The sequence below is a fragment of the Parabacteroides sp. AF17-3 genome (assembly GCF_003635445.1).
In the GTDB taxonomy this organism is placed as follows: Bacteria; Bacteroidota; Bacteroidia; order Bacteroidales; family Tannerellaceae; genus Parabacteroides; species Parabacteroides goldsteinii.
Window position 1 is genome coordinate 229261 of sequence record NZ_QTMM01000003.1, and the last position, 12914, is coordinate 242174.

Annotated in this window: 10 protein-coding genes; all 10 read left to right on the top strand. The window is 36.8% G+C overall.

The window, feature by feature from the left end; translation table 11 throughout:
* Positions 1-23: 23 nt before the first annotated feature.
* The 10 genes from DWW91_RS05370 (at position 24) to DWW91_RS05415 (ending at position 12806) form a co-directional block, all read left to right on the top strand.
* Entirely contained in the window at positions 24-437 is a 414-nt protein-coding gene (locus tag DWW91_RS05370; RefSeq protein WP_122327174.1) for a DUF3244 domain-containing protein, read from the top strand.
* A 58-nt stretch (positions 438-495) separates the two neighbouring features.
* Complete coding sequence (locus DWW91_RS05375; RefSeq protein WP_233584415.1) at positions 496-1659, top strand: tail fiber domain-containing protein; 1164 nt, start codon at positions 496-498, stop codon at positions 1657-1659.
* Positions 1660-1666: 7 nt separating this feature from the next.
* Positions 1667-2137 carry a hypothetical protein gene (locus DWW91_RS05380; protein ID WP_128135273.1) on the top strand — a complete coding sequence of 157 codons (471 nt, stop codon included), beginning with the start codon at positions 1667-1669 and terminating at the stop codon, positions 2135-2137.
* A gap of 17 nt (positions 2138-2154) precedes the next feature.
* Positions 2155-8142 carry an FG-GAP-like repeat-containing protein gene (locus DWW91_RS05385; RefSeq protein ID WP_122327177.1) on the top strand — a complete coding sequence of 1996 codons (5988 nt, stop codon included), beginning with the start codon at positions 2155-2157 and terminating at the stop codon, positions 8140-8142.
* Positions 8136-8627, top strand: a complete 492-nt coding sequence (locus DWW91_RS05390; RefSeq protein WP_122327178.1) for a hypothetical protein — start codon at positions 8136-8138, stop codon at positions 8625-8627. The genes DWW91_RS05385 and DWW91_RS05390 overlap by 7 nt, the downstream gene beginning before the upstream one ends.
* A gap of 282 nt (positions 8628-8909) precedes the next feature.
* Positions 8910-9290: a hypothetical protein gene (locus tag DWW91_RS05395; protein WP_147426531.1), complete on the top strand. Its 381-nt coding sequence runs from the start codon at positions 8910-8912 to the stop codon at positions 9288-9290.
* A 71-nt stretch (positions 9291-9361) separates the two neighbouring features.
* The gene (locus DWW91_RS05400) at positions 9362-10315 is read left to right on the top strand and encodes an outer membrane beta-barrel protein (protein WP_122327180.1); all 954 of its coding nucleotides are present in this window, start codon (positions 9362-9364) and stop codon (positions 10313-10315) included.
* Positions 10316-10418: 103 nt separating this feature from the next.
* A complete protein-coding gene (locus tag DWW91_RS05405) occupies positions 10419-11108 on the top strand; it encodes a porin family protein (protein ID WP_122327181.1) in 690 nt (229 codons plus the stop codon).
* Positions 11109-11193: 85 nt separating this feature from the next.
* Positions 11194-11745, top strand: coding sequence for an RNA polymerase sigma-70 factor (locus tag DWW91_RS05410; RefSeq protein WP_122327182.1), 552 nt, complete (start codon positions 11194-11196; stop codon positions 11743-11745).
* Positions 11746-11822: 77 nt separating this feature from the next.
* The gene (locus DWW91_RS05415) at positions 11823-12806 is read left to right on the top strand and encodes a FecR family protein (RefSeq protein ID WP_048314809.1); all 984 of its coding nucleotides are present in this window, start codon (positions 11823-11825) and stop codon (positions 12804-12806) included.
* Positions 12807-12914 lie beyond the last annotated feature (108 nt).

Consider the following 12914-nt stretch of genomic DNA (forward strand, 5'->3'; position numbering starts at 1 on the left):
TGTTTAATATAATACCAGAGTCTATGAAGGCAGTAAAAACAGTATGTAGCATTATCCTGCTTATGGGAAGTATTTTGAGTTCTCACAGTATGGTTGGAACATTTGATGTGAATAGTTATGAACTCTGCTCAGTTACAGCATCGTCGCGTGTATGGTTAAAAGGGAGTTTGTCAACTCCGCAAAAGCGTAGCCTTTCACAACCGATCTCCGTTTTTCAGGAAGAGTGTACTTTGAATATCAGTTATTTATGTGGTCTAGGGGAGGTGCAGGTTACGATCAGCAATGCTCAAGGCTCAGTCATTTATAATGAAATGGAAACAGTTTCGGAGAGGGGTAACACTTCGATAAATCTGGATCAATTCGAAAAAGGTAACTATACGCTTACTTTTAAGAATGATCAGGGCAAAGAGTTATATGGGACATTTAGTATTTATTGAAGAAATCATGTAAACATTAAATTTATACAAATACAAACTTAAAATAAGTAAGAGCATTATGAAAACAAAGTTATATTTATTAATTATCTTAATATCTTGTTTGTCAATTACTTCTAAAGCACAGTTGCGGGTTTTGCAGAATGGTCGTGTACAAGTGGGAACTTTACGATTAGATGGTGAGGACCCACTAAATGTAACAACAATGCAGGTTTTTGGACCTCATGGCGATATGCGTTCAGGATCGAAATTGACATTTGGTGATTTTGGACAATTTCCGTATAATGGTTGGAATGTTTTTATAGGAGAATATGGCACTACTGATTCTGATCAACTGTGGTTGCATGGTAAAAACGGTATCTATTTAACCAGAGGCGGACAGGCCAGTAATATTATTGCTTATTATAATCCGGCTTCCAACAGTAATTTTGTATTTAATACGAATCTACGTGTGAACGGAGTCGATATAACTTCTGATGCCCGGTTGAAAGAAAATGTTCAGTCGCTTCAAAATCCGTTGGATCTTCTGTCCCATGTGAGTGGAGTGACTTATAATTATAAGCTTTCCGAAATAAACAAATATCGTGAGCCTGATAAATCGAAGTTTACTGAGGAACAAAGTATACAAGAAAATACATCAGATATGCAAACATCCATGGATGCAGCCTCCATTGAGAAAGCAAACAGAGACAAACAGCTTCAAAATGTGATTGACCGCAAGGAAGCAGAAGAGGCATCTCGTAAAAGAATTGGTTTTTTGGCTCAGGATGTAGAGAAAGTTTTGCCAGAATTGGTTAAAACGGATGAAGATGGTGTAAAATCTATTGATTATATCGGCTTTATTCCTTTATTGGTTGAAAGTATCAACGAAATGCGGCTTACTATCCAGGAACAACAAAATGAGATAGAGATGTTACAAAGTTTACTGTCTGTAGAAACGAAATCTACATTGCGTTCAACATCTACCGTCAATCCAGATATGGTAGAAGGTGCAAAATTATATAATAGAGCCGGTGCATCTGTTTCTTATACGTTGCCGTCTACTTTTAGTAATGCGTATTTGCAGGTGTTCGATATCTCTGGAAGGGTGGTAAAGAAAATTACACTGACTATTGCCAATGATATTGTGGATATCAATCCTTCAGAGATTGGTTATGGAACGTTCGTTTATGCCTTGTATGTGGATGGACAGAAAGCGGATACATTGAAGAAATTTGTTAATTGATTTTCCTATGAAAATAAAATATACATTTATGATATATGTGAAATTATGTATGTCAGCCTTCTTCTTATTTTGTTTTGTGGATATTGTATTTGCCAGAGACTTAAAAGAAGGGGGGAAAGAATCGAAGGATAGTATATATAAAACAGGACAAGATAGTTTGAGAGTTGAACAAATTGATCGTTCTTCAGTAGCTTATGCCTCTTCTTGTGTTAATTTGTATGAAAACAAGACTGTAGCTTCTGTTGTCTCTGTTTTAGGTTGTGATACTCTTGCCGTACGGAATGTAACGGTAACGAAGAGTGGCAATTTAACTCTTATAGCTCCAGGGTATGTAACGTTAAATGGACTATTTGAAACAAATTTGGGGGGAACATTGAATATAAAAGTAGAACCGACTCGACTGATATTTGAGTTTTTTTATGATGAATCTGGAAATCGGATTATGCGACAAGTAAATGTAGTGGATTCAAACCTTTAATTATTTCGACATATATTATGGCTAAATACGTTTTATATATATTACTAATCTTTGTCTCTTGGGAAGGGTTAGCTCAGAATACATCGAACTTATCCGGTTCATTCGATATTGGTCCGGTTGGAAATGCGACATATAATATACCGGTTGATCTACCTCCTGGAACGGCTGGATTAAAACCGGACATTTCCATTGTTTATAACAGCTTTTCTGGAGATGGTGTTATGGGAAAGGGTTTTTCACTGTCTGCTATATCTTCTATTACGCGTGCCAATACAACTGTTTTTCATAATGGTTATATCAGTGATATAAAGTTTGATAATACAGATAAATATATGTTGGATGGTAATCGTTTGATGTATAATGCCTCGACGAATCAATACCGAACGGAAATGAATCCTTACTCTCAAATAAAAATCGTATCACCGAATACTTCTTCAGCCTATTTTGAGGTAAAGACAAAAGAGGGTTTGATTATGGAATACGGTAATACATCTGATTCTAAATTATATGCTCAGGGAGCTCATAAAGATCAGGTGGCATTCTGGATGCTCAATAAAGTAAAAGATCGTATAGGGAATTATTATACGTATACATACGAAAAAAATGATGACAACGGAGAAATTCGTTTAAAACAGATTGATTATACAGGCTATATGGGAAGTGCTAACCGTGCTCCTTATTGTTCTGTGAAGTTTGCTTATACGAGTCGAAATCATGATGTTAACTTGAACTATATAGCAGGAAGTGAATTTGAGGAAACTAAACTGTTAAGTGAAATCGGAATTTATTATGGAGCAGAGCTTTATCGTAGATATACCATGACTTATAATTATGACGGAAATGATTTTACTTATCTTTTGTCAAAAATTACAGTTACCGGTCAGAATAATGAAACTCTAAAACCGATAGTATTCAATTGGTATAAAAATACTGATTTTAAGCATAAACAGGTTGTATACGATCAATCGTCAAATGCCATGAACTACATCAATAAAGCCTATATATCTTTGGGGGATTATAATGGTGACGGTAGAACAGATCTTTTAGCAACGCCGATGGAAGATGCCAATTGGACAGGCTGGAGATTGTTTTTGGCGGATACTGATGGAAATAAGCTCACTTATTCGGGGAGTGGAACTCTTCCTGAAAGATATAAGGAGCCGGTTCCCGGTGATTACAATGGAGATGGTATTACAGATTTCCTGGCGTGCCGGGAGACTGTAGCAAAATCTCTTAACGGGAACGATCTGTCTTCAGCTTCATTGGCAGATACGTTAATAAATCAGACATCTGAAAATAGGGCATCTGTTACTTACTATAATTATTTTGTTTATTATGGTACAGGTAATGGATTTACGGCAGGGCCGGTATCTGCTATTACAACTGAGTCACGCCCTCATGGAGTTCGTGTAGCGGACTTTAATGGGGATGGTGCTATGGATTTGTTTGTGTATTATAAGGAGAAGAATGGCTCTGTGGATTATAAAATTTGTATGTCCGGCTATTCTGGCGGGACATTGACTGCGTTTAATACAATTAAAACGGGTACTATTCTTTCAGAGATGAATTGGGATCAGGTGGAAGTATGGGATTTTAATGGCGATGGTTTGGCTGAAGTGATTAATTTTCGTGACGATGGTTACGACTATATGGAAAATAACGGAGCCGGTTCATTGTATAGAAGCCGGACCGGAACATTCCCGAATAAAAAGCATAAAATAAGTTTTGGCGATTTTAATGGAGATAGGAAAATCGATTTATTACTGACAGGTTGGAACGATATGGAATGGAGTGAATGGCAAACGTTGTTATCTACCGGTTCCGGATTTAAAAGTTATTCTTTTCCTAAGAAATTTAATACTTATTCTAAAGATATTTATGTATGTGATTTGAATGGTGACGGAAATGATGATTTTTTTGCCGTTGATAAATCTTCGGAAAATTTAAGTGCTCTCAAATGTTTTATAGGATATGATAACGGGCGCAATTTTAAGGAATATTCCAGCGTGAGTACATACGGGTCCGATAAATGGAACTTTTTCCCGTTGGATACCAGAGGCGATGGTAAATTAGGCTTTTTAGTAACGTCCGCACCTAATTCATGGAAAGGGTATCAATTGTATATGCCGAATGCCGAGTTTTCTAATTTACTGAAATCAGCAACAGATTCTCATGGGAATGTGACGTCTATTTCCTATAAAAAAATGCCGGATACTTCCATATATACAAAAACTCCGCCCGTAGGAGGGAGTGCAACTGTTTTCGGATATGATAGCTTGTCTTTTACTGCTCCCTTCAAACTGGTTTCGGAGGTTAGTATAAGTAATGGTATCGGGGGAACGAACAGTATTGCATATACTTATGAGAATGCAAAAGTATTTAAACGGGGACGTGGCTTTCTGGGGTTTACAAAGACAATAATGAATGATTTAAGTACTTCTGTTAAAACGACGATTACACAGAGTTTTTCAGATACTTATTATCAAGCGGCTGTTAAAAGCATAGAAAAAATCTACACGCCGACGAACCGAAAATTGACACAAACAAACTATACGAATACTTTAACGAAGCCTTCAAATGCATACGGGACATTTGTATATCAACCGACATCAGTGACGGAACAAACTTATGAACCGACTGCAAATAAGGTTATTCAAACAGTAACAACAAATTATTCTTATGATGATTATGGAAATTTGTTGACTCAGACTGCAACGTATGGTAATGGAGATGTACAAAAAGTAACAAATACATATAGTAATAATACAGCAGACTGGCTTATAGGATTATTAACACGAAGTGTGAGTGTCAGTACGGTTAATAGCAGTTCGCAAACAAATACGGTCGATTATAGTTATTACAGCACAACAGGGTTGTTGCATACGCAAACGGTTGAGCCTAATCAGACTGCTTATAAATCGGTGGTCACTTATACATATGATGAATATGGGAATGTCGCAACAAAAACTAAAACGGTAGGTAATACCTCCCGTGTGGAATCTTATAAATATGTAAATGGGCGTTTTGTAGATACTCATACGGATGTATTAGGACAAGTCGAGTCTTTTATTTATGAACCAGTATCAGGCTTGATGTCTTCTCATACGGATATTAACGGTGATAAGTTGACTTACACTTATGATGGTTTCGGAAAAATCAAGACGCAGACGTCCAGCTCTTCACCGGGAAATAATGTTTTAACGAGTTGGACATGGACGAATGGTAATCCTTCAAAATCTGTAATTCTTCGAACACAAACGGCTGGTGACGGTCAGGTCGTTAAAAACTGGTATGATGCTTTAGGGCGTGAGATTCAATCCGGTTATAAGAATTTCTCAGACAAGGAGGTTCTTACAGTGACGGAGTATGACGCTTTGGGACGTGCTATAAAAATGTCTGAGCCCTATTTTTCGGGAAGCACTTCGTCTGCAATTCAATATCATACCAGTCAATATGATAATTATGGCAGAATAAGTAAATTAGTGACTCCTTTGGGAACAATAACATATAGTTATTCAGGAAATCAGACAACAATCAATGATGGAACTAAGGGATATACGACTGTCCGGGAGACGGATACAGCCGGGAGGTTAAAGTCTGTAACGGATCCGGGTGGTAAGATCACTTATACTTATGGTCCGTCGGGTGATCCGGTGAAAGTGGTTTGTGGTTCTGTTTTTTCTACTATCAGTTATGATTTATTGGGGCGCCGTACCGAATTGAAAGATCCGAATGCCGGAATAATATCTTATACATATGACGGATGGGGTAATTTGAAGATGCAGACGGATGCCAGAGGCGAAACAGAAGAATATGTGTATGATAATAATGGCTTGCTAAAGACCTATAAAAGGGGGGATGAGGAATCGTTTTCCTATACTTATGATTCGAAGTATAAAGGACAGGTTGGTTCGGTGGTGTATGGTGGTGTTAAAACTGCATACACGTATGGTGATTATGGACGATTGGAATCGAAAACAGAAACGGTAGAGAACAAATCTTTCCAATTTTTGTACAGTTATAATACCAAAGGACAACTGGAAACGATGACTTACCCAAACTCGAAGTCAATAAAATATGAATATACCAATGGTGACCTTTATAAAATAATCTGGCAACCGAGTGCTACGACAGTCTGGCTGAAAAGTGATGAAAATGCCAAAGGGCAGGTTTTGTCTGTAAATTTAGGAAATGGTATGCAGGGTAGTTATACTTATAATACGATAGGTGTACCTACATCAATTCGTGCCTTAAAAGGGACTACACCTTTATTAAACATAGGTTACCAGAATAACGATTCGCGTGGAAATATCAGAAACAGAAAAGATTTGATTAAATTGCAGGGAGATGATTTTACCTATGATAATATGAATCGGTTGGTTGACGGAGTTGAATATGACGCTAATGGTAATATTACCTATAAATGGGATGCCGGGACGTATGAATATGATGCAAATCATCCTCATGCAGTCAGGAATGTGTCTCCCAGTAAGAGTATGGGATTGACGAATACCAATTTGTCGGTTAAATATAACAGTGTGCGTCTTCCTATAGAAATAAAAGAATCCGACAAAAAATATACGATAATCTATAATGGCGAGAATAGTCGTATAAAAAGTCAATATGTAGAAAATAATTCGACTGTATTTACTAAATATTATTCTGGTCCTTATGAAGAGATACAGAAAGGTTCAACAACTCGTAAAAATTACTATATTTATGCCGGAGGAGAAATAGCAGCCGTTTATACGGAGGGAACCTCCGATGCTGGTATGTATTATTATCATAATGACCATTTGGGTTCTCCATGGTTGATAACTAATGCATCAGGTGTTGAAGTGCAACGTCTGAATTTTAATGCTTGGGGACGCAGGCGTGATGTCTCTGACTGGAGTAAATATACAAATCTGCCGGAGATGAAGTTTGATCGTGGCTTTACTGGCCATGAGCATTTGGAGATGTTCGGTCTGATTAATATGAATGCCCGTTTGTATGATCCGGTATTGGGACGTTTCTTAAGCCCGGATCCGGTCGTTCAGGTACCGGATTTTACGCAGTCTTATAATGGGTATGCGTATGCGTTGAATAATCCGTTGTCGTATAAAGATCCAACGGGAGAGTTTCTTTTTACAGCTTTGATACCCGGCTTTGGGATCTTTTTGGATGCAATGATTGTAGGTGCAGCGGTAGGAGCAGTTGGTGGAGGTGTAAAAAGTGCAATACAAGGACAGAATTTCTGGAATGGAGCTTGGAAAGGTGCCATAACAGGAGGTGTAGGTGGGCTAATGGCGCCAATAGGTGGAGCTGGAATGAGTTTTGCTGCAAATGTAGGTCTTGGAGCTGCCCAAGGTGCATTAGTCGGAAGTTTAGATGCTGCTTTGTGGGGTACAAGTGTAGGAAAAGGTTTATTATGGGGATGTGTCTCTGGTGCTTCTTTTGCTACATTAACATCTGATAATATGAAGAATATGTTTAAAGGAAAAGGATTCAAGTCAAATCAAAGTGTGTTTAAAGATTTTTCTGCAGGGAAATATACGGCAGAAGGAGGTATTTGGCAACAGGATGCGCTTGATTATTTTGGGTTTGAAGGGGAATATGATCCTAATATTAGTGGACCTTCTTATGTTGAAAGTAATGCGGGTGCGTATGGTTCTACTGACCCAATATCCAAAACAATAAGATATGGCGATGGAGCTTTTGATTCATTTGACAATCTAAAAGGAACATATTATAAAGAAATGTATCATAGAGAACGTCTTTTGTCTGGTAAAAAATTATTATCCCAAGATAGTAAAGATTTACCTGCTGGATATAAAGAATTTTATTATGCTCCAGAAGAAGCGATGGGGTTTACGCATCAATATAAAAATATTGGGTTATATCCTAGAATAACTATTAATTCATTTTCTCAAATATCGTATTATCAGTTTAATACATTCAATTTAGAATCTTTTTATAGTAAGAAATGGTGGCATTTTATATATAAAGTTCCTAGAAGATGGTGAAATATTGCATTATAATACTACTGATATTTTTATCTACAGTTTGTTCATTATCACAAACTATAGATAAAAATATTATACGAGATGATACTATTGATTGTTTAGATGGATTTGAATCTCTGTATGGAAGGAGTACAGAAAATAAATTAGTAACATATTGGTCAGAAGCTCCAATGATAAAAAAAGACTCAAAAAGTTATCTTAAACTAATATGTGAACAAATTTATATGTCTAAATATGAATATCAAGATCTCTTTATATTGTTGTTAATTAATGAAGATGGTATACCTTATTGTTGTTCTATATTGAAAGATGGAAAATTAATGAAGGATGAATATAAAAAGCAGATATTGGATCTTTGTAAACAACTTAAGTTTACTCCTGCAAAATCGGATACAACGAAGATGAAAAGCGTTTATACATTGGTGGCTAAAAAGAATATTAAAAATAATCAATGGTATTTTCGTGAATATATACTATGGGATTAATGAGAATTTAGTGTGAAAATATTATTTGTTATATTGTTTATTACTATTCAGATGCTTTGTTCTAATTATACAATGAGACAACTGGTTATTTATGTATCCTTGCTAAGAAACTGGGTGTAAATTTGATAATAATCCTATTTTGTCTGTTGATAATCAATGGTATATGATGTGTAAAATTTCAATTATATGGTGAAATTTCTAGTTGTAATAATGGTCTTAATACTTAATTGCTTTCAGAACTATTCACAAAAAATTGAAGAATGTTTGAGTTTAAAAATTTCGATGAAAGTCGATACTGTTTGCTATGGTGATTCTATCCAACTAAATGTTTTGTTTGAAAATGTGACAAATGAAGAGTATTTATTTTATCCAAAAGCACGATTTGTTTTGGAAAAAAATTATCGACAAGATTTTTTTGGTATAGAATGTGATAAATCATATATTATAAATGATACAACTGATTTAAGAATAACTGAAAATTTGTTACCTAATGCAATATATAGAATGAATTGTAAAGTATATGTTAATTCAAAATATTTTGTGAAAGGTGAAAATGCATTTTATTTGTGTTATTTGTTTAGACCATCGTTTAGTGCTGGATTTAAACGAAAATATCTTTCAGGGGTGTTAAGGAGTAATGTATTTATGATATATGTAAAATGATTATATCTTTTTCCTTTAAGAGAGATAGAGTATTTGTCTATTTTGTATTAGAAATATAAAATTTGTAAACAATGAAAATAACAAACTTATTTTTGATTTTATTTCTACCTATCTGTTTAGGTAGTTGCGCTCCCAAAGTAATCACCCATATTGAGAGGAGCTATTCTCCGCGTGTGACGGCAGAGGAGGTTCTTTTATATGGAGTGGGACAAACAGTGCCGGAATCGGCTGAGTTGATAGGGACTGTAAAGGTGGTTGATAGTGGAGCTTCAACCAAATGTAATTATGACCAGGTTGTTGCACTGGCAAAACAGACAACCTCCAAAAGCGGAGGGAATGCGTTAGCCCTGACCGATCACCGGGAGCCTTCTCTTTTAGGAAGCAGTTGCCACCAAATAGCAGGCAATATGCTGTGGATAGATGATGCGACCAATCTGGAAGCAGAAATTGCTCCGTTAGTTTTGCCTTCCGGTCGTGATAATAATGCAGGTGTTTCTAAAAGTTCGTTTCATCATAGTACGATCTATGCCAATATCGGTTATGCCTTTATGACGAATAAATTTTATCTTCCCAACGGAGCGTCTGGTCATCCCAGGAAAGGGATGGATTGGCAAGTCGGTTATGACTGGGTGTCAAGGAGTGGTTTTGGTGCCGGTCTGATGTATTCGGGATATAAGTCATCTTACAGTTATTCCCATGTGGATGTGAATGTAGGGCTTGCTTATATTGCTCCTCAGTTCGTGATGAAACAAAAAGTGGGTCGTTGGGGAATAGAAGAAAAGTTCGGCATCGGTTATTTTAAATATCGTGAATCGGCAAAAGGAGTTAGTGAATCGCTATCGGGATTTGGGTATAACTTCCTGGTCGGAGCAGAATATTATTTGTCTGATCATATCGGAATCGGAGCGAATTTAGGGTATATTGGGAGTTCTCTTCCTAAACAGGATAATATAGACTATAAGGATGGAGAACATTCGGGAATATTTCGTTTGCATTTGGATGCTGGAATACGTTTTCATTTCTGATAGATTACGAAAAACAATAATAATGGGATAACTGGATGTACATTCATGCTAGTTGATGAAAAGTATGTAAAGGATGAGTTGCAAAGATTAGTTTGGACAGAATATGAAATATGTTTTAAGAATATGTGTTGTTTTTATTTTCCTGAGTGCTAAAGCGTATGCTCAACCCCCGGTAACTTTCCGGGTAAAAGCAGGGGCGGGGATTGCGAGCATGTGGGGGAAGAACACGGAGGAAAATACTAAATTCGCTTATAAGGTGGGCGTTGGTATGGAATATGGTTTTAATAAAACCTGGGCGTTACAACCTTCTTTGAATTTTGTTTCAAAGGGATCTAAAGAAGATGGAAAAGATCTGGGAAAGGCTAAGGTGAATATGCTTTATCTTGAATTGCCCATAATGTTGTCAGCCCGGTTGCATCTTACGAAGACATCTAACCTGGTTTTCTCGGGAGGGCCTTATATGGCTTATGGAGTAGGAGGCAAAACGTCGATCGATGTATGGTTACCGATTCCGGGTACTACAGGATTCCACAATGTTCATAAAGAATATAAACTCAATACCTTTGGTGGTATGACCGATGGGAATATGGGATGCAAACGCTTTGATGCCGGAGTTGGACTGGGTATAGCCTATGAGTACCGGAGAATTGTGGTGGACTTGGAAGGACAATTGGGACTGGTCAAAGTACATGATGGAGTTAGCAGTTTTTCCGAGCCAATGGATATAATAGAATTTGAAGATTATGCTCTTAAAAATTTATCAGCGTTTATAACTGTTGGATATAAGTTTTAAAAAAGAAGTACAGTATTGCATATCCAACGTTTTTGTTTAATTTTGTTTACAATAAAGGAGTTATTGTGAGATATTAAACTGATTGATGGATTTCGAGAATTTTTACATAACATGGTATTCGCGTGTCAAATATTTTGCACGCGACTATGTCCTTTCTGATGAGGAGGCTGAAAATATCGCACAGGATGTTTTTCTGGAGTTCTATCAAAAGAGGGAGGAACTGGGTTTCCATATAAACCTGGTTACCTATTTATTTACCTCTGTGAAAAATAAATGTATCGATTATTTACGGCGGAGGTTGATGGAACAGGAAGCTGCTGTTAAAATGCAGGAGGAGTTCGATCTGTCTTTCCGTATGAAATTTGATTCATTGGAGGCTTTCAATATAGAAGGCCTTTCTGAAGACAATATAAAAGACATCATAGAGAAAGCACTTGATACGTTACCCGAACGGTGCCGGGAAATTTTTGTAATGAGTAAAATAGAAGGGAAAAAGCAGAAAGAAATAGCAGAAGAATTGAATGTCTCTGTGAAAACCATTGAAAGCCAAATGACTATAGCCTATAAGAAGTTGAGGGAGGAACTGAAAAACCACTTACCTCTACTCTTGTTCCTTTTATCTTCCTGGGAAAATTGAGATAAACAGAAAAAAAATTGATTTTGTTTAGGGGGATTATTTTTCCTGTTCGTTTACTATATAAAGAATCGTACACGATGGATGAAAGAATAATAAAATATTGTCAGGGAAATTTATTAAAAGAAGAACAGGATCAGCTTCTGAAAGAAGCCTACAAAGACCCTGTGCTGAAATCCCGGATAATAGATTATCAACATTTACATAGCTTGCTCGAATTGACTCCCGAACGGATGGACAAGGAGCAGGGCCGGATAAATTATGCCTGTTTCAGAAAGCTGGTTAATGCTCAAAAACGAAAAGTAATGCTGATCTCTTTCAGCCGGTATGCTGCGATCATTGTAATTGCTTTTGTTTCTGCATGGATGCTGGCCTCTTATTATTTTTCGGGGAATCTGGCAGAACAGAAAGAATTGATCGCTTTTCAGCAGGAACTGCTTGTCCCGGCCGGACAGCGTGCGGAACTGACGTTGCCTGACGGAACGAAAGTGTGGCTGAATGCCGGTTCGAAATTATCTTATCCTTCTTTTTTTGAAAAGGAGCGGAAGGTTTTTTTATCGGGGGAAGGATTTTTTGATGTGGCTAAAAACGAAAAAGTACCTTTTATTGTTTCTACCGGAACGATCGATGTAAAGGCTTTGGGTACTCAGTTCAATGTGTTCTGTTATCCGGGGAGTGACTATACCGGTGTTTATCTTCAGCAAGGGTCTGTGAAGGCTTATTTCCCGTCTTTAGAGTCGGAAGGAGTTGTACTTTCTCCGGAACAGTATCTGGTTCAGAAAGGGAAACGGCTGGAACTGTCGACGAAGGATCCGGATGAATTGTTGTGGCGCCAAGGTATTTATACATTTAAAAGGCAAAAGTTAGGAAGCATCATAAAGAAACTCGAATTATATTATGATGTAAAAATAATAGTGAAAGACCCGGAAATATTAAATTATGAATATGTTGGAAAATTCCGTCAAAGGGATGGCGTGCTGGAAATACTCCGGTTGATCCAGCGGATACATAAATTTAATATTAAAAAAGATGACGAGTTGAATCAGATCGTTCTGAGTAAGTAAAAAGAAGTATTAACCTTTAAATGTAATATGTATGAGCCCATGACAAATTAAAAAAAATCGGCAGATATTGGCGTATCTACCGATTTAGCGAAAAGCAAACCCATTCGT